At 72.1% G+C, this 17675-nt stretch carries 19 protein-coding genes; 14 read left to right on the top strand and 5 right to left on the bottom strand.

Features of this window, described 5'->3' with window-relative positions:
- Positions 1–4 precede the first annotated feature (4 nt).
- Together TCUR_RS18280 and TCUR_RS18275 are read right to left on the bottom strand one after the other, a co-directional pair.
- Positions 5–193: a zf-HC2 domain-containing protein gene (locus TCUR_RS18280; protein WP_012854030.1), complete on the bottom strand. Its 189-nt coding sequence runs from the start codon at positions 191–193 to the stop codon at positions 5–7.
- Between the two features lie 127 nt (positions 194–320).
- Positions 321–893, bottom strand: a complete 573-nt coding sequence (locus TCUR_RS18275; RefSeq protein WP_012854029.1) for a DoxX family membrane protein — start codon at positions 891–893, stop codon at positions 321–323.
- Between the two features lie 100 nt (positions 894–993).
- On the opposite strand from TCUR_RS18275, the gene TCUR_RS18270 reads away from it, so the two are divergent.
- Together TCUR_RS18270 and TCUR_RS18265 are read left to right on the top strand one after the other, a co-directional pair.
- Positions 994–1770: an SOS response-associated peptidase gene (locus TCUR_RS18270; RefSeq protein ID WP_041442260.1), complete on the top strand. Its 777-nt coding sequence runs from the start codon at positions 994–996 to the stop codon at positions 1768–1770.
- Between the two features lie 72 nt (positions 1771–1842).
- A complete protein-coding gene (locus TCUR_RS18265; protein WP_012854027.1) occupies positions 1843–2208 on the top strand; it encodes a TraR/DksA family transcriptional regulator in 366 nt (121 codons plus the stop codon).
- Between the two features lie 15 nt (positions 2209–2223).
- On the opposite strand, the gene TCUR_RS18260 is transcribed toward TCUR_RS18265, so the two are convergent.
- On the bottom strand, positions 2224–3069 hold the full coding sequence (locus tag TCUR_RS18260) for a class I SAM-dependent methyltransferase (protein WP_012854026.1): 846 nt from the start codon (positions 3067–3069) through the stop codon (positions 2224–2226).
- A gap of 414 nt (positions 3070–3483) precedes the next feature.
- Between TCUR_RS18260 and TCUR_RS18255 the strand changes: the two genes are divergently transcribed.
- The 11 genes from TCUR_RS18255 (at position 3484) to bioB (ending at position 13970) form a co-directional block, all read left to right on the top strand.
- Positions 3484–4095, top strand: coding sequence for a sigma-70 family RNA polymerase sigma factor (locus TCUR_RS18255; RefSeq protein ID WP_086014641.1), 612 nt, complete (start codon positions 3484–3486; stop codon positions 4093–4095).
- Between the two features lie 66 nt (positions 4096–4161).
- Positions 4162–4461: a mycothiol system anti-sigma-R factor gene (rsrA, locus tag TCUR_RS18250; RefSeq protein WP_012854024.1), complete on the top strand. Its 300-nt coding sequence runs from the start codon at positions 4162–4164 to the stop codon at positions 4459–4461.
- A 109-nt stretch (positions 4462–4570) separates the two neighbouring features.
- Complete coding sequence (locus tag TCUR_RS18245) at positions 4571–5524, top strand: NAD-dependent epimerase/dehydratase family protein (protein WP_012854023.1); 954 nt, start codon at positions 4571–4573, stop codon at positions 5522–5524.
- 209 nt (positions 5525–5733) lie between these two features.
- Positions 5734–7068, top strand: a complete 1335-nt coding sequence (locus TCUR_RS18240; protein WP_012854022.1) for an HD-GYP domain-containing protein — start codon at positions 5734–5736, stop codon at positions 7066–7068.
- Positions 7065–8357 (top strand): HD-GYP domain-containing protein, encoded by a 1293-nt coding sequence (locus TCUR_RS18235; protein WP_012854021.1) that lies wholly within the window; start codon positions 7065–7067, stop codon positions 8355–8357. Before TCUR_RS18240 ends, TCUR_RS18235 begins: the two co-directional genes overlap by 4 nt.
- Before the next feature lie 122 nt (positions 8358–8479).
- Positions 8480–9814, top strand: coding sequence for an acetyl-CoA carboxylase biotin carboxylase subunit (locus TCUR_RS18230; protein ID WP_012854020.1), 1335 nt, complete (start codon positions 8480–8482; stop codon positions 9812–9814).
- A 69-nt stretch (positions 9815–9883) separates the two neighbouring features.
- Positions 9884–10096: a biotin/lipoyl-binding carrier protein gene (locus TCUR_RS18225; RefSeq protein WP_012854019.1), complete on the top strand. Its 213-nt coding sequence runs from the start codon at positions 9884–9886 to the stop codon at positions 10094–10096.
- Positions 10097–10132: 36 nt separating this feature from the next.
- Complete coding sequence (gene bsaP / locus TCUR_RS18220) at positions 10133–10327, top strand: biotin synthase auxiliary protein BsaP (RefSeq protein ID WP_012854018.1); 195 nt, start codon at positions 10133–10135, stop codon at positions 10325–10327.
- Positions 10328–10461: 134 nt separating this feature from the next.
- On the top strand, positions 10462–12144 hold the full coding sequence (locus tag TCUR_RS18215) for a carotenoid oxygenase family protein (RefSeq protein ID WP_012854017.1): 1683 nt from the start codon (positions 10462–10464) through the stop codon (positions 12142–12144).
- Positions 12145–12243: 99 nt separating this feature from the next.
- Complete coding sequence (gene bioD, locus TCUR_RS18210) at positions 12244–12978, top strand: dethiobiotin synthase (RefSeq protein ID WP_148233055.1); 735 nt, start codon at positions 12244–12246, stop codon at positions 12976–12978.
- Positions 12975–13970 carry a biotin synthase BioB gene (bioB, locus tag TCUR_RS18205; RefSeq protein WP_012854015.1) on the top strand — a complete coding sequence of 332 codons (996 nt, stop codon included), beginning with the start codon at positions 12975–12977 and terminating at the stop codon, positions 13968–13970. Before bioD ends, bioB begins: the two co-directional genes overlap by 4 nt.
- Before the next feature lie 28 nt (positions 13971–13998).
- On the opposite strand, the gene TCUR_RS18200 is transcribed toward bioB, so the two are convergent.
- Together TCUR_RS18200 and TCUR_RS18195 are read right to left on the bottom strand one after the other, a co-directional pair.
- A complete protein-coding gene (locus tag TCUR_RS18200; RefSeq protein ID WP_012854014.1) occupies positions 13999–14757 on the bottom strand; it encodes a GntR family transcriptional regulator in 759 nt (252 codons plus the stop codon).
- Between the two features lie 99 nt (positions 14758–14856).
- Positions 14857–16017, bottom strand: coding sequence for an 8-amino-7-oxononanoate synthase (locus TCUR_RS18195; RefSeq protein WP_012854013.1), 1161 nt, complete (start codon positions 16015–16017; stop codon positions 14857–14859).
- A 108-nt stretch (positions 16018–16125) separates the two neighbouring features.
- On the opposite strand from TCUR_RS18195, the gene TCUR_RS18190 reads away from it, so the two are divergent.
- Complete coding sequence (locus TCUR_RS18190; protein ID WP_012854012.1) at positions 16126–17637, top strand: sensor histidine kinase; 1512 nt, start codon at positions 16126–16128, stop codon at positions 17635–17637.
- The last annotated feature ends 38 nt before the right edge of the window (positions 17638–17675 follow it).

Genomic DNA, 17675 nt, shown 5'->3' with positions numbered 1-17675 from the left:
AAGGTTAGCGACCGCCGTCACCGCCCTCGTCCCGGATGCGGCGCAGCGCCTCGGCGGGCCCCGACAGCCTCTCCAGCTCGGCCCGGCAGCGGGCGCAGCCGGCCAGGTGCTCCTCGAAGGCCCGCCGGTCGTCTTCTTCGAGCAGGCCGAGAACGTAGGCGCCCACGTCGGTGTGCTCCACCCGCCCGTCCATACCGGCCTCCTCGTCCCGCCACCGGTGATGAATCCCGCGCACGGCACGGCCCGGGTGCCGCGCGCGGCGGCCCCGGGCGATCACGATACGGCCGGCGGCCGCGCCCGGGCGGCAGGGCGCCGAGCCCTCAGCGCCGGACCCCGCCTGCGGCCCGGCGGCGCGCCTGGCGGACCTGCCGGGCGGCCTCGCGCCTGGCCTGCCGGAGCTCGGCCCGGGCCTGCCTGCGCACCGCCCGTGTCTGCCCGGCCGCCAGCGCGCGGGCCTGGCGCGTCTGCCGCCGCAGCTCCGCCAGGCGCCGCGTGCGCCGCGGCTCGGTGGCCATCGTGAGCAGCGCGCCCAGCAGCCCGCCCTTGAGGAGCAGCAGGGTGCGTTGCGTCTCGCGCCGCTCAGGGTCGTCTTCGGTCCAGTACTGGTGCTCGGTCAGCACCGTGGGCACCAGCGACAGCGCCAGTGCCAGCGCCGACAGCCGCTTGAGCTTCCCCAGTGCCAGCAGTGCGCCGGCGCCCGCCCCGATCGCGCCCTGCACCCGCACCAAGGTCTCGGGGTCCTTGGCGGGCAGCCACTCCAGCCGGTCGGCGACCGGCTTGAGGGAGGGGGCCATCTGCTCGGCGCGTGGACGCGGGTCGCGCAGTGCCTCCACCCCGGAGGCGATGAAATAGGCGGCCACAAGAGGCCGGGCCACGATCCTGATGGGCTGCATGTCCGCCTACATGCCCACCGCGGCGCGAATTTATCGCCTTTTGTTTATCGCCTTTTGCGTCCGCGGCCGCCTGTCGGAGGGGAGGGGCAGTATGGGGGGCATGTGCGGTAGATACTCGCTCTCCAGAACACGGCGGGAACTGATCGAGCAGTTCCACGTCCAGCTCGACGCCGCCGGCGACGCCGTCAGACCCGACTACAACATCGCGCCCACCAAGGAGGTGCTCGCGGTGCTGGCCAGGCCTCCGCAAGAGGAGACGCACGCCGCCGAGGCCTCCGTCCCGGCGGTGCGGCAGCTGCGGGCGCTGCGGTGGGGGCTGGTGCCCTCCTGGGCCAAGGACGTCAAGATCGGCAACCGGCTGATCAACGCCCGGGCCGAGACGGTGCACGAGAAACCGTCTTTCCGCAGGGCGTTCGCCAAGCGGCGCTGCCTGCTGCCGGCCGACGGGTTCTATGAGTGGTACACGATGGAACGCAACGGCGGGCGGCCGGCCAAGCAGCCGTTCTTCATCCGGCCCCGGGACGGCGCGGTGATGGCCATGGCCGGGCTGTACGAACTGTGGCGCTCCCCCGAGGACGACCAGTGGCTGTGGACCTGCACGATCATCACCACCCAGGCCTCCGACGACGTGGGCCGCATCCACGACCGGATGCCCATGGTGGTGCGGCCCGACGACTGGGACGCCTGGCTGGACCCCGCCCTGACCGACGTGGCGCGGGTGCGCGACCTGCTGACGCCGGCCATGAGCGGGACCATGGAGGCATACCCGGTCTCCAGGGCCGTCAACAACGTCAAAAACAATGGTCCAGAACTCTTGCAGCCCCTCACAGATGGGCATATTCCAGGTGAAAACTCCGGTTCCGGCACCTTGTTCTGAGGTCTCGTCCCGGTAAACAGCCGGGGACGGCCGCGGCGAGGCGCCACCGGACCCGACTACGGGGGCTGACCGATGGGAGTTCGGACCGCCGTGGACACCGCCGCCGCCCGCCGCCGGCTCGAGGTGATGCTCGCCGATCTGGATCGATCCATGGCCCTGCTGAGGGGCGAGCGCACCGCAGTGGCGGGTGCCCGCCTCGAGGCGCACCCGGCCGACGTGGGCGCTCACCTGTCGGACGCCGAGCAGGCCGACGCCGCGCTGGAGAGGCTGCGGCGGCAGCGCAACTCGGTGCTGGCGGCCCTGCAGCGCATCGCCGCCGGAACCTACGGCCGGTGCGTCACCTGCGGCAAGCCGATCGCCGCCGGCAGGCTGGAGGCCCGTCCCGACGCCGCCCGCTGCCTGACCTGCCAGGCCCGCTACGACCGGGCCCGCCGCTGAAAGCGGCCGGCCGCCTCACCGTTTGACCGCGCTGGCCAGCAGATGGATCCCCACGGACTCGTCGGTGACCAGGGAGGTCAGCTCGGTGCGCACCAGCCGGCCCAGCGCGTGCGCGTCCGCCGTCAGCACATGCTCGACGGTGGACGGCGACAGCACCGTGCGCGGCCGGATCCACTCGACTTCCAGCCCCGCCTCGCTCAGCAGCTCGCGCAGCTGCTCGGACCAAAAGCACCGGGTGATCGTGCCGTCCGGCCAGGGCACCAGCACCACCTCGGCGCGCGGCACGTCCGACAGGTGCGCCCAGAACTTCTGCTCGGCCAGGATCGCCATGCCGAGCATCAGCGAGTCCACGCTCAGCAGCGCCCGGCCGCCGGGGCGCAGCACCCGGGCGATCTCCGCGACGATCGCCTCGGTCACCAGATGCCGCGACAGCACCCGGTCTTCGGCGATCACCGCGTCCACCGAGGCGTCGGCCAGGAACCCCAGCGAGGAGACATCGGCGATCACCCGGTGCCGGCTGCCCGGGGGGATCCCGCTGCGGTGCCGCCCCCGCTGCTCCGTCTCACCCGCCGCGGGAGGAGGCACCATCGGTGCGTCGGCCCGGCCGGGCGGGTGTTCTGCGGGCGCGGGCAGCACCTCGATCACCGAATGGCCGGCTGCCGCGGCCCGCGTGGAGGTCAGGGTGCGTCCCCCGGAGATGTCCAGCACCCGCGACCGCTTCTTGGGCAGCCAACGCTGCAACTGGGCCGCGGCCACGGCCCAATAGAAGGTCCAGTACAGTCCCAGATCGTCGCCTTCACCCGAGGCGTTGCGCAGGCTGCTGATCGAGCGCTCGGGGGGCGTGGCCGGCAGCGGCAGCAAGGTTGCTCCTGTTCTCACCATGTACGTGACTTCTTCCCCCCGCAACGCCTGCCATCACCCTCCGTGTGTGTTGCCGATGGGTCACGATCGGTCGGCGAGCGGGTGCGGCGGAGCCCTCGGCGGGCCGGGTCGCCCCGCCGGGGGATCGCAGAGCTCTCCTCCGCCGGATGACCTGCCGGTTTCGCAGGTCACCGAGTCAGGGAATGGTAAGGCCCATCGGCGCGTTGCACACGCCTGTAGCCGTCCGTGACGCCGACGAAGTGGGGAATCCTCCCCGCGCGGGCGGGCCGGGAGGTTGGAGACCAAGTGGCGCCGACGCCCAGTGCAGTTGCCGAGCCCACAGGGGTCGCCCTCGTGGCGCGGCAGCGCGGACCGATATCTTCTGACAGGTGTGGCGGTGAAAGCGCCGCCGGCATCGAGGAGGTGGGTCAGGTCCCCAGTACGACGGAGAGCGTGGAGCAGCGGCAGGAACGCTTCCAGCGCGATGTGCTCCCGTTCTTGGACCAGCTGTACTCGGCCGCCCTGCGCATGACGCGCAATCCGGCCGACGCCGAAGACCTCGTCCAGGAGACCTTCGCCAAGGCGTTCGCCTCCTTCCACCAGTTCAAGGAGGGCACGAACCTCAAGGCGTGGCTGTACCGGATCCTGACCAACACTTTCATCAACAGCTACCGCAAAAGGCAGCGGCAGCCGCAGCAGTCGGCGACCGAGGAGATCGAGGACTGGCAGCTGGCCAGGGCCGAGTCGCACACCTCCAGCGGGCTGAAGTCGGCCGAGGCCGAGGCGCTGGAGCACCTGCCGGACTCCGACGTCAAGACCGCCCTTCAGGAACTGCCCGAAGAGTTCCGCATCGCGGTCTACCTCGCCGACGTGGAGGGCTTCGCGTACAAGGAGATCGCCGACATCATGGGCACGCCGATCGGTACCGTGATGTCACGGCTGCACCGTGGACGGCGACAGCTCCGATCCAGGCTGGAGGACTACGCCCGCGAGCGCGGCCTGACTCGGGCGGGGAACGGGTCATGATCGGCGGGCGGGCGCGCGGGGACGCGCCCGCCGGGCAGGTCTCCGGCACGACGAGGTGAGTGAGCGATGAGCTGCGGAAAACCCCATGAGACACCGTGCACCGAGGTGCTGGCCCGGGTCTACTCCTATCTGGACGGGGAGCTGGACGAGCACGGCTGCGCCCAGGTGCGCCGCCATCTCGATGAGTGCGGTCCCTGCCTGCGCGAGTACGGCCTCGAAGAGGCGGTCAAGAAACTGGTGAACAAGACCTGCGGGTGCGAGCCGGTACCCGCCGACCTGCGCGCCAAGGTCATGGAACGCATCGAGCGGCTGTGCGCCGAGGCCGGCCCGCAGCCCGTGGCCGAAACCGTCGACACCGATATCTGACCCGGCCTCCACCCGCTCTTGACCGGGGCGTTCATCCCGGCGGAGTGAGGCATGACCCGCCCGGCGGGCCCGCCGCACGGCCGGACGGCGGCGGGGATATCGTGCTCAGGTGCTCGTTCTCGTCACCGGCGCGGCCGGCTTCATCGGATCTCACCTGGTCGATCGGCTGCTGTCCGACGGCCATGAGGTGATCGGGGTGGACGACCTGTCCACCGGCCGCAACCTGCGCCCCGACATCGACTTCCACCGGATGGACGTGTGCGATCCGGCGCTGGTGGAACTGGCCGCCGCGCGTCGCCCGGAACTGATCTGCCACCTGGCCGCGCAGGTCAGCGTGCGCTCCAGCGTCCAGGACCCGCGGCAGGACGCCCGCGTCAATGTGCTCGGCACGGTGAACGTGCTGGAGGCCGCCCGCGCCGCCGGCTCCCGCAAGATCCTGTTCGCCTCCAGCTGCGCGGTGTACGGGGTGCCCGAGGAGCTGCCGGTGCCGTCGGATGCGCCGCTGCGGCCCGCCTCCCCTTACGCCGCCTCCAAGAAGGCCGGCGAAATCTACGTGCAGACCTACCGCGAGCTGCACGGCCTGGACTTCACCATCCTCGTCCTCGCCAACGTCTACGGCCCGCGGCAGTCCCCGGAGGGGGAGGCCGGGGTGGTCTCGATCTTCACCGACGCCCTGCTGGCCGGCGCGCCCACCCGGGTGTACGGCGACGGCGGCAACACCCGCGACTATGTCTACGTCCAGGACGTGGTGGACGCCTTCGCCCTGGCGTGCGGGGAGCTGGGCAGCGGGATGCGGCTGAACGTCGGCACGGGGGAGCAGACCACCGACCTGGAGCTGCACTCGCTGGTCGCCGAGGCCGTCGGGGCCCCCGACGAGCCGGCTTTGGCCCCGCCCCGGCCGGGGGACCTGCGCGCCATGGCCATCGACCCGGCGCTCACCCACAAGGCCCTCGGCTGGTTCCCCCGCACCAAGCTGCGCGACGGGCTGGCCGCGACCGCCGAGTGGGCCCGGCAGCACCGGGCCGCCCGGCAAGGCGCGAGCGGTGCGAGTCGCCTGAGGTGACGATTTGTTCACGCTTCGCTCTCGATTCTCCGTCTCCCTGTGGGAGGAGGGGCTCGGCGGTTAGGCTGGGGGCCGTTGGCGGCGGGGAGCCTTGACGGCCCGCCGGATCGCGTTCCCGGCACGGTGGCCGGATGTCTGCGCCCGGCATTGCGGAGAATCGGCCGATCAGCGGCTGCCCCGCCCACCGTCGACTCCCGAGGGGGCGGCACATGCGGGGACTACCTCCCGCTGCCTGGGCGTACGTCAGCGTCGTCGTCGCACTCGCCGCGGCCGCCGTGGCCACGGCCTCGTTCGCCGAGCTCAACGTGCAGGTGCTGGCCGTGCTGGTGGCGCTGTTTTTGATCTGCGACTCGGCGTCGGTCAAGCTCAACGTCGAAAGCGCGCGGGTCTCGCTCAGCTACGCGGCCAGCCTGGCCTCGGTGGTGCTGCTCGGGCCGGGCGGCGCCGCACTGGTGGGGGCCAGCGCCGTCGTCACCGGGCAGCGGTTCTTCGCACCGGTCAAGCGGCTGTTCAACGGCGCGCAGTTCGCCTTGAGCGGCTATGCGTCCGGGGTGGTGTTCCAAGCGCTCGGCGGAGGCGGCTTCCACCCCGGCCGGGCCCGGTGGGTCGAGCAGATCATCGGCCCGTTCCTGGGGGCGCTGGTCACCTTCGTCGCCGTCAACCTGCTGCTGATGGCCGGGATTTTGCTGCTCAGCCGCCAGGCCACCGTTCAAGAGCTGCGGCGCGAAAGCGGCGAGCTGGTCTTCGTCTGCCTCGGCTACGGCATGTTCGGCCTGCTGATCGCCGGGCTGTGGGACGCGCTCGGCCCGCTGTCGGCGGTGCTGGTGCTGCTGCCGCTGTTCGTGGCCCGCTGGGCGCTGGCCCAGACCCACGCCCAGCAGCAGGCGCACGCCGCCACGCTGGCCGCGCTGTGCCAGGCGGTGGAGACCAAGGACTACTACACCCGCGGGCACAGCGAACGGGTCTCCCGCGGCTCGGTGATGATCGCCAAGGAGATCGGCATGCGCCCCGACCGGGTGGAGGCCATCCGGTACGCCGGGATGCTGCACGATGTCGGCAAGCTGGGCGTGCCGACCAAGGTGCTGCAGAAGGCCGGCGCGCTCACCGAGGAGGAGTTCGCCGCCATTCAGCTGCACCCGATGCGCGGACTGGAGATCGTCCGGGAGATCGGCTTCCTGGACGAGGCACTGGCCGGGATCATGCACCACCACGAGAAGATGAACGGCCGCGGCTACCCGATGGGACTGGCCGGGGATGAGATCCCCGAGTTCGCCCGGGTGATCTCGGTGGCCGACGCGTTCGACTCGATGACCTCCACCCGCTCCTACCGGGCCGCCCGCACGGTGGAGGAGGCCGTCGAGGAGCTGCGCCGGGGCGCCGGCGACCACTTCGACCCGGTGATGGTGCAGGCGTTCCTGCGGGCGCTGGAGCGCGAGGGCTGGGATCCGCCCGGGCCGGTGGTGCTGCCCAAGGACGACGTGGTGGAGACCACCCAGCAAGATCACGACGATCCGAGCGTGCCGATCAAGATAGCCGGCTCATGAGCGTCTCCGCACAGACCGGCCCGGCCGCCCGGCCCGGCCGGCACCGGGCGGACGTCGGCCGGCCGGTGGTGATCGCCGTCGCCGCCGCGCTGGCGGTGGCCGCCGTCGCCAAGGTCACCGCCGACGGGCTGGTGCAGCCCGAGGTCGCGGTGATCTTCGGGGCGCTGGTGGCGCTGGGCGAGCTGTTCCGCATGGTGATCCCCGGCAACCGCGAGGTGGCGCCGATCGCCGCCGCCGGGGCGCTGGGCTACGCCATGCTGACCACGGTCGGCCCCGAACCGGCCGGGCACTCGGCGCTGCAGGCGATCGCGGTCACCGCGGTCGGGATGCTGGCGGGCTCGCTGCCGCACATCGCGGTGGGCCGCGCGCCCCGGCCGGACGCGATGGCCCGCCGCCTGCTGACCGTCGCCGTCGTGGCGGTGGCGTTCCGTCCGCTGGCCTCCCTCGAGCTGGGCTGGACGGCGCTGCTGTGCCTGATGACGGTGACGATCGTGGCGGCCTGCTTTCTGGAGGTGTGCGTGGCGGCGCTGATCCGGGCCGAGGCGGTGCGAGCCCGGTTCGGCATCGCGCTGCGCGATGAGATGGCCGCCAAGATGGCGCTGTGCGCGGCGATCGGGGCGACCGCCATGCTGATCGTGGTGGCCACCTCGGTGATGGGCCGGGCGGCGCTGCTGGTGTTCACCGCCCCGATCCTGGTCACCCAGTTCGCCTTCCGCCGCTATGCCGGAATCCGGGCCACCTACCTGCAGACGGTGCGGGCCCTGTCGCGCGTCACCGAGGTCGGCGGCTATGTCGAGGCCGGGCATTCGCGCCGGGTCTCGAAGCTGGCCGTGGCGATGGGCCGCGAGCTGGGGATGAGCGAAGGGGAGCTGCTGGAGCTGGAGTACGCGGCGCTGATGCACGACATCGGCCAGCTCTCCCTGGGCGACCCGATCCCCGGCGGCGCCACCGTGCTGGCCTCGCCCGACGAGCGGCGCCGCATCGCCGAACTGGGCGCCGAGGTGATCAAAGAGACCGGTGTGCTGGACCGGGTCGCCTACATCGTCCGCCGCCAGGCCGACCCCTATCGCAGCGACCCGGCGGGGGAGGCGTCGCCCGAGCCCCCGCCGCCGCTGGCCAGCCGGATCATCAAGGCCGCCAACGCCTACGACGACCTGGTCGGCGACTCCTCCGACCGGGACCGCGGCGCGGCGGTGCTGGACCGGCTGCGGGCGGAGTCCACGGCCGAGTACGACCCGACGGTGGTGGAGGCGCTGGCCCGGGTCGTCGAACGCCGCGCCCGGAGCTGAGCGCGGACGTCGTGGTGCGGAGACGTCCAAACCACGCGGTCCAGATTTGTCGCCGGCGCGACCGGTTCCCGCTCTCGCCGCGCACTATCGTCACCGAAGTCGGGATGCGGAAGGGGACAGCGATGTTCGAGTCCGTGCTTGTGGCCAACCGCGGCGAGATCGCCAGCCGCGTGATCCACACGGTGCGGGCGATGGGGCTCAAGGCCATTGCCGTGTACTCCGAAGCCGACGCCGACCTGCCGTTCGTGGCCGAGGCCGACGAGGCGATCCTGATCGGTCCCGCCCATCCCGCCGGCAGCTACCTGGACGCCGACCGGGTGCTGGAGGCCGCCCGGCGCACCAACGCCCAGGCCATCCACCCCGGTTATGGGTTCCTGGCCGAAAGCGCCGAGTTCGCCGAGCGGGTCACCGACCAGGGCCTGGTGTGGATCGGCCCGCCGCCGCTGGCCATCGCCCGGATGGGCGACAAGATCAACGCCCGCAACCTGATGATCGAGGCCGGCGTGCCGGTGGCGGCGGGGGTGTGGGAGCCGGTGCCGGACGCCGCCACCGCACTCGCCGAGGCCGAGCGGATCGGCTACCCGGTGATGGTCAAGGCCGCCGGCGGGGGCGGCGGCATCGGCATGGGCGCCGCCCGTGACGAGGCCGAGCTGGTCAAGGTCTACGCAAGCGCCCGCAGCAGCGCCGAGCGGTTCTTCCGCAACCCCGACATCCTGCTGGAACGCTATGTGGAACGGGCCCGGCACGTGGAGGTGCAGATCCTCGGCCTGGCCGACGGCACCGTGGTGGCGCTGGGGGAGCGGGACTGCTCCGTCCAGCGGCGCCACCAAAAGATCGTGGAAGAGACCCCCTCGCCCGGGGTGGATGCGGCGCTGCGGGCCCGGATGACGCAGGCCGCGGTGCGGGCCGGCGAGGCGGTCGGCTACCGGGGCGCCGGCACCGTGGAGTTCCTGCTCGACGTCGACAGCGGCGAGTTCGTGTTCTTGGAGATGAACACCCGGCTGCAGGTCGAGCACCCGATCACCGAGCTGGTCACCGGCATCGACCTGGTGGAGCAGCAGCTGCTGATCGCCGCCGGGGAGCAGGTGACGTTCACCTCCACCGAGGCGCGCGGGCACGCCGTGGAGTTCCGGGTCTGCGCCGAGGACCCGCTGCGCTTCCTGCCCTCTCCCGGCGACATCAAGATCTGGCAGGAGCCGGTCGGCGAGGGCATCCGCATCGACGCCGGATACGCCGAGGGCAACACCGTCACCCCGTTTTATGACTCGCTGCTGGCCAAGCTGTGCGTGCACGCCGCCGACCGGCCGAGCGCGCTGCGCCGGGCCGCGCAGGCGGTCGGGGCGTTCCAGATCGAAGGTCCCAAGACCAATCTGCCGTTCTTCATCGAGCTGCTCGGCGAGGAGGAGTTCGTCGCCGGGACGTACGACACCGGGCTGGTGGCGCGGATGCGCCGCTGAGCGGCCGCCGGCCCGCCGACGATCGCGAGGGGAACCGCGAGAGGAAACGCGAGGGGAAAGGAGCCCGGGGTGGCCGAGGTTCGCGCCGAGATAGTCGGTAACGTGTGGAAGGTGGTCGCCCGCGAGGGCGACCGGGTGGCAGACGGTGACACGCTGGTCATCCTGGAGTCCATGAAGATGGAGATCCCGGTGCTGACCGAGGACGAGGGCGTGGTCACCCACCTGAAGGTCAGCGAGGGCGACGTCGTCCGCGAGGGCGATCTGATCGCCGTCATCGAGTAGCCCGCCGGCAGGGAGGGGAAGGAGCGCCGTCCGGCCGTGGAGACGACCTACTGTGACCGCTGTGGAGGGCCGTCCACCGGCACCGACCCCGAGCACGAGCGCTGCCGGGCCGCGCGGGCGCTGGAGCCGCCGCGCTACTGCACCCGCTGCGCCCGCCGCATGGTCGTCAAGGTGACGCCCGGCGGCTGGACGGCCCATTGCGTCGAGCACGGCACCCTCACCTCGGCCTGAAAGCGGCCGCGGCGCTTCGGCCGGGGCCTTCTCAAGGCGCCCGGCCGAAGCAGCTCATGTCTTGACGGCTCCGGTGAACCGGGATTCAGTTGCATCACCAGCGTCCGAATCCGGTTCTAGCAGAGGCGGCCGTCATGCCCATCCCACGCTCGATCCTCAGCCGGACCGACTTTTCCGACTTCGAACTGTCCCTGATCGCCGGAGCCTGGCCGCAGGACATCACCGGCCACTACGTGATCTGCACCTCCGACCAGCGCACCCGCCCGCTGCACGCCTTCTTCGGCGACGGCGTGGTGATCCGCCTGGAGCTGCGGCCCGACGAGCGGGGGCGCTTCCCCTGGCGGGCGCGGGTCATCGACACCCCCTCGGTCCGGCTGCGGCGCAAGCGTCCCGACCTGTTCACCGCCGGGCCGGTCGGCACCAGCTCGCCGTGGGGATTCGTGAACGCCGCCAACACCGCGCCGCTGCCCTGGGGCGACCGGCTGCTGGCCACCTGGGACGCCGGCCGCCCGGTCGAGATCGACCCGCTCTCCCTGGAATTCGTGGCCGAAGTGGGGCACCGCGACGACTGGAAGCCGGCCATCGACCAGGCGGTGCTGCCGCTGATCTCCACCACCGCCCACCCGGTGATCGACCCCGAACGGGGCTGCCTGTGGAGCGTCAGCCGGGACGTCCTCACCGGCGAGGTCTCAGTGATCCGCTACGACGGGCACGGCAAACACGTGCAGCGCTGGGCGGTCGAGGACGCCGTGCTGCCGCAGGCCACCCACACCATCACCCAGACCCGCCACTGGCTGGTGCTGGCCGACACCGCCTACAAGGTGGACCCCGAGGAGGTCTTCGGCGCCGAGCGCACCGTCGCCAACAACCCCGACGGCCCGGTGCTGCTGATCCGCAAGGACGACCTGGTGCCCGGGCGCGCCGGCGTGCCCTGCCGCACCTTCCGCATCGCCCCCGAGGTCAACCACTTCTACGCCCGCTACGACGACACCGACGGCGTCCAGGTGATCATGGAGCACTCCCCGGGCCTGGACATCGGCATGTACCTGCGCGAAGACGACCTGGACGCCTTCGGCCGCCCCATCGACCCGGCGCTGCGCGGCATGTACTGCCACGGCATGTCCCCGGCGCTGACCACGCTGCTGCGCTTCGACCCCGAGACCGGGCGGGTGCACGAGCGGGCCCGCCTGTTCGACCCCGAGCGCTACTGGCAGGCCGAGCTGTCGGCGATCGACTGGAGCTTTGAGGGGCAGACCAACCCCACCCGGCACCACCTCATCCACCTGGGCTTCCACCCGGAGGCCATCAACCAGCGGGCGCTGAAGAACTACGAGGGGCGGGTGAACCCCGAGCTGTTCCCCGCCGAGGAGACCCCGGCGGTGCTCAGCAGCCTCGACTGGCACACCCTCCGGCCGGTGGCCGAGTGGACCTTCGCGCTGGAGGACTACCCGACCTCCCCGGTGTTCGTGCCGCGCGGCCCGGGCGCGCCGGGCCGGACCCGCTATGCCGGGGCCGACCCGGGCGGCCACGACGGCTACCTGCTGGTCGCGGTGCACAACGACGACCGCTTCCGGATCGAGCTGTTCGACGCCGCCGACGTCTCGCGCGGCCCGATCGCCGTGCTGGCCGCACCGCAGGGCACCACCGTCCCCTTCCTGATCCACTCGGCGTGGATGCCGCAGGCGCGGCCCGCCGACCCGGGCATAGAGCGGCTGCGCTTCGCCGACGACCTGGACTCCCGGCTGGACCAGCTGGACCCGGAGCTGGCCGCACTGACCCGCCAGGTGGCCGAGGAGCTGGACGCCCGCCACCGCTGAGCGGCCGGGCCACCGTGGCGATCGGTACAAATCTCCCGCGCCGAAGCTGTGGGATTCGGCGAAGGCCCGGCTCGAGTGGCTCACGTTAGCCTGCGGGACGTGAGCGTTCTCATGGTGACCGGGACGTGTACCGGGGTCGGCAAGACGATCGTCACCGCCGCGCTGGCCACGGTGGCCCGGGCGCGCGGGGCGTCGGTGGCCGTGGTCAAGCCGGGCCAGACCGGGGTGGGACCCGATGAGCCCGGCGATCTGGACGTGGTGCGCCGCCTGGCCGGCGTGGAGGACCTGCACGAGTTCGCCCGTTTCCCCGACCCGCTGTCGCCGGCGGCGGCGGCCCGGCGGGCGGGGGTGCCCCCGCTGCGGCTGAGCGACGTCGCCGAGCGCATCGGCGAGCTGGCCGAAACGCGCCGCCTGGTGCTGGTGGAGGGCGCCGGCGGCCTGCTGGTCCGCTACGACGACGACGGCACCACCTTCGCCGACCTGGCCCGCTGGCTGCACGCCGCCATGGTCGTGGTCACCCGCCCCGACCTGGGCACCCTCAACCACACCGCGCTGACCCTGGAGGCCATGGCGCACCGCGGCGTGCAGCTGGCCGGGGTGGTGATCGGCCAGTGGCCGCGGGAGCCGGATCTGGCCATGCGCAGCAACATCACCGACCTGGAGACCATCTCCGCCCGCCCGCTGGCCGGTGTGCTGCCGGAGGCGGCCGGGCGGCTCGACCCGGCCGAGTTCCTGCTGGCCGCGCGTGCGGGGCTGGCCCCGGCGCTGGGCGGCACTTTCGATGCTGCTACGTTCCGTAACGCCTTTGCGCTCGACATGAAGGAGAAGCCGTGACCGACATTCTCGAGGTGGCCCGCCGCCAGGTGTTGGAGGAAGGCAAGGGCCTGGACGCCGAGCAGGTGCTGCAGTGCCTGACGTTGCCCGACGACCGGCTGGAGGACCTGCTGGCGCTGGCCCACCAGGTGCGCATGCGCTGGTGCGGCCCCGAGGTGGAGGTCGAGGGCATCGTGTCGCTGAAGACCGGGGGGTGCCCGGAGGACTGCCACTTTTGCTCCCAGTCCGGCCGTTTCGACTCCCCGGTGCGCTCGGTGTGGCTGAACATCCCCGAACTGGTGGAGGCCGCCAAGGAGACCGCCAAGACCGGCGCCACCGAGTTCTGCATCGTGGCGGCGGTGCGCGGCCCTGATGAGCGGCTGATGGCGCAGGTCCGCGAGGGCGTCAAGGCCATCCAGGAGGCGGTGGAGATCAACGTCTCCTGCTCGCTGGGCATGCTCACCCGGCAGCAGGCCGAAGAGCTGGTGGCGATGGGCGTGCACCGCTACAACCACAACCTGGAGACCGCCCGCTCGCACTTTCCCAACGTGGTGACCACCCACACCTGGGAGGAGCGCTGGGAGACCTGCAAGCTGGTCAAGGAAGTGGGCATGGAGCTGTGCTGCGGCGGCATCATCGGCATGGGCGAGACCGTCGAGCAGCGCGCCGAGTTCGCCGCCCAGCTCGCCGAACTGGAGCCCGATGAGGTCCCGCTGAACTTCCTGGCCCCCCGCCCCGGCACCCCCTTCGAGCACTACGGCCTGGTGGAGGGCGGTGAGGCGCTCAAGACCATCGGCGCGTTCCGGCTGGCGCTGCCGCGCACCCTGCTGCGCTATGCGGGCGGGCGCGAGATCACCCTGGGCGACCTGGGCACCCGCTCCGGCATGCTCGGCGGCATCAACGCCATCATCGTCGGCAACTACCTGACGACCCTGGGCCGCCCCGCCGAGCAGGACCTGGAGCTGCTCAGCGAGCTGCAGATGCCCATCAAGGCGCTCTCCCAGACGATCTGACGGCGCGGCCTGGTTCCGGGGCGGCGCGTCAGCGGTTCCTGCGCAGGCGGGTGATGAACTTGTAGCGGTCGCCCCGGTACAGGGACTGGGCCCACTCGACGGGCTCGCCGTGGGTGTCGAAGGCGTGCCGGGACAGCAGCAGCATCGGCAGTCCCACGTCCACCCCGAGCAATTGGGCGTCGTGCGGGGTGGCCAGGACGGTCTCGATGGTCTCCTCGGCCTCGGCCAGGTGCACGTCGTAGGCGGTGCTGAGCGTCTCATACAGCGAGCGGTGCCGCGGCAGCTCGCGGCGCAGCCCGGGGAAGCGGCGGGCCGGCAGGTGGGAGGTGTCGATCGACATCGGCTCCCCGTCGGCCAGCCGCAGCCGGTGCAGCCGCAGCACCCGCCCGCCCGGCCGGATCCCCAGCAGCCGGGCCAGCCGCTCGTCGGCGCTGACGTACCCGATCTCCAGGATCTTGGTCTCCGGGTTCAGGCCGTGGTGGCGCATGTCCTCGGTGTAGCTGGTCAGCTGCAGCTCCTGGGCCACCTTCGGCTTGGCCACGAAGGTCCCCTTGCCCTGGATGCGCTGCAGCCGCCCCTCCACCACCAGCTCCGCCAGCGCCTGCCGCACCGTGGTGCGGGAGGTCTCATAGCGCTCGGCCAGCGTCCGCTCCGGCGGCAGCGGGCTGCCGGGCGGCAGCGACTGCGTCAGCTCAACCAACAGCTCTTTGAGCTTGTAGTACTTGGGGATGCGGGGTGCGCCGGCGGACGGCCCAAGCCCGCTGATGGGGACCCGCTCAATGCTCATGCGCCTCGCTCCGCTCGCAGGGCGGCACACAACGGGCCGCACACCGTCACGCGTCTCCTGGGATTCACCGTTGGTTGGCCCTGATGTTACGCGGGAAGCTTATGGGCCGATTTCCGCCCTAACCTTCAGCAACGCCTCCTCCAGCACTGTGAGATCGGCCTCGGTGAGGCTGGCCCGGGCGGTCAGCCGCAGGCACGCGCGGCCCTGCGGCACCGAGGGGGGACGGAAACAGCCCACCCGCGCGCCGTGCTCGGCGCAGATGTCCCGGGCCCGCACCGCGGCGTGCGGGTCGCCCAGCACCACTGGTACCACGGCGGCGGCCGGGCCCTGCGGCCCGCAGGTTTCAAAACCCAGCCCCGAGGCCAGCTCGTGCAGCCGCCGGGCCCGCTCCCGCGCCCGCTGCGGCAGCCGCGGTTCGGCCTCCAGCACGTCCAGGGCGGCCAGCGCGGCGCCCACGCCGGCCGGGGCCAGGGCGGTGTCGAAGATGAACGAGCGGCCGGCGTCCACCAGCGTCTGGATCACCTCGGGCGCCCCCAGCACCGCGCCGCCCTGTGAGCCCAGCGACTTCGACAGCGTCACCGTCAGCACCACATCGGGCTGCCCGGCCAGCCCGGCCTCATGCGCCGCGCCCCGCCCGCCCGGGCCGACGACGCCGAGCGCATGCGCCTCGTCGATCACCAGCAGCGCTCCGTGCCGCCGCGTCACCCGGTGCAGCTCGCCCAGCGGCGCCAGGTCGCCGTCCACGGAGAACACCGCGTCGGTGACCACCAGCGCATGCGGCTCCTCCCGGTCGGCCAGCGCCCGCTCCACCGCCGCCACGTCCCGGTGCGGGACGACCGCCACCCGCGAGCGCGACAACCGGCAGGCGTCCACGATCGAGGCGTGGTTGACCTGGTCGGACACCACCAGCACGCCCGGGCCCGACAAGGCGGCGATCGCCCCCAGATTGGCCAGGTAGCCGGAGGAGAACACCAGCCCCGCCGGGGCGCCGACGAAGGCCGCCAGCCGCCGGTCCAGCTCCGCGTGCAACTGTGTGGTGCCGGTGACCAGCCGGGATCCGGTGGAACCGGTGCCCCAGCGGCGGACGGCGCAGATCGCCCCCTCGATCAGCCGGGGGTCGCGCGACAGCCCCAGGTAGTCGTTGGAGGCCAGGTCGATGAGCCCGTCATGGTCGCTGGTGCGCGGCTGCAGACTGCGCTGCAGCCCGGCCGCCTCCCGCCGTTCCATCGCCTCGCGCAGCCGTGCCAGCGGATCCCCCACCTGTGCTTCCCTCCTCTGCAAGGCCGTATGGCCCATTACACCGTCCGGCCCGCTTGCGATGGCGACCGGGTTCGCTCCCGCTCCCACCTGGCCTGGAATGATGGTCGGGTGCCCACGATGTCTGATCTAGTGCGGACCCGGACAGATCTGGACGCCGCCGATTTGGAATGGCTGCACGCGCTGGTCTCGGACTGGCAGCTGCTGGCGGATCTGTCGTTCGCCGATCTGGTGCTGTGGCTTCCTGAGCGCGGCGCGGTCCCCCGCGCCCAGGTCCCCGGCTGGGTGTGCGTGGCGCAGATGCGGCCCACCACCGGCCCGACCGCCTACCCGCAGGACCTGGTCGGCAAGGTGGTGCGCACCGGCAGGCGCGGGTTGATCGACGTGGCCTGGCGGGAGGAGCGGATCGTCCGGGAGGGCGACCCGGAGTGGGGCAGCGGCATCCCGGTGCGCGAGGAGTCCATCCCGGTGCGCCGGGGCGGCAAGATCCTCGGGGTGATCCAGCGCAGCACCAACCTCAGCTCCGCCCGCACCCCCAGCCGGCTGGAGCTGACCTACCTGCAAAGCGCCAGCGACCTCGCCCAGATGATCGCCGAGGGGCGTTTCCCCATCCCCAACCAGGAGCCCAATCTGGTGCGCTCCCCGCGGGTGGGGGACGGGCTGCTGCGGCTGGACAAGGCGGGCCGGGTCACCTACGCCAGCCCCAACGCCCAGTCGGCCTACCGCCGGCTGGGGATGGCGGCGGACCTGGTGGGCGAACCGCTGGGGGAGCTGACGCAGCGGCTGGTGGACACCGGCGAGCCGATGGAGGAGTCGCTGGTGCGGGTGCTGGGCGGCACCGTGGCCCGCGAGGTGGAGGTGGAGGCCAACGGGTCGGTGGTGCAGCTGCGCACCATCCCGCTGGTGGTCTCCGGCTCCCGCATCGGCGCCATCGTGCTGCTGCGCGACGTCACCGAGCTGCGCTGGCGCGACCGGGAGCTGATGACCAAGGACGCCACCATCCGGGAGATCCACCACCGGGTCAAGAACAACCTGCAGACCGTGGCCGCCCTGCTGCGGCTGCAGGCCCGCCGGCTGCAGGTCCCCGAGGCTCGGGCCGCGCTGGAGGAGGCGGTCCGCCGGGTGGGCTCCATCGCGATCGTCCACGAGACCCTCTCGCTCACCCCCGACGAGATGATCGACTTCGACGAGATCGCCGATCGCGTCATCACCATGGCCGGCGAGGTCTCCGCGCCCGAGACCCAGGTCGTCCCCAAGCGCATCGGGTCGTTCGGGGTGCTGCCCGCCCAGATCGCCACCCCGCTGGCGATGGTCCTCACCGAGCTGCTGCAAAACGCCCTGGAACACGGCCTTCCCGACCGTCAGGGGGAGCTGGAGGTGCTGGCGGCCCGGCGGGAGGGCGCGCAGCCGAGGCTGGAGGTGGTCGTCTCCGACAACGGCGTCGGCATGCCCGCCGATTTCGATCCCGAGCGCACCACCAGCCTCGGCCTGCAGATCGTCCGGACCCTGGTGGTCGGGGAACTGGGCGGGCGGCTGGAGTTCAAAGCCCGCCCCGGCGGGGGGACCGAGGTCTTCGTCGGCATTCCGCTGACCTCCGTCAAGCGCCCCACCGGGACGGGCTGAGACTGCCTGCCGCTACGATCGGACCGAACGGCCCGGCA

Origin of the sequence: Thermomonospora curvata DSM 43183 (genome assembly GCF_000024385.1) — a bacterium.
Taxonomy (GTDB): Bacteria; Actinomycetota; Actinomycetes; order Streptosporangiales; family Streptosporangiaceae; genus Thermomonospora; species Thermomonospora curvata.
The sequence above is the reverse complement of the archived record's forward strand: the minus strand, read 5'-3'. Positions and strand labels throughout refer to the sequence as shown.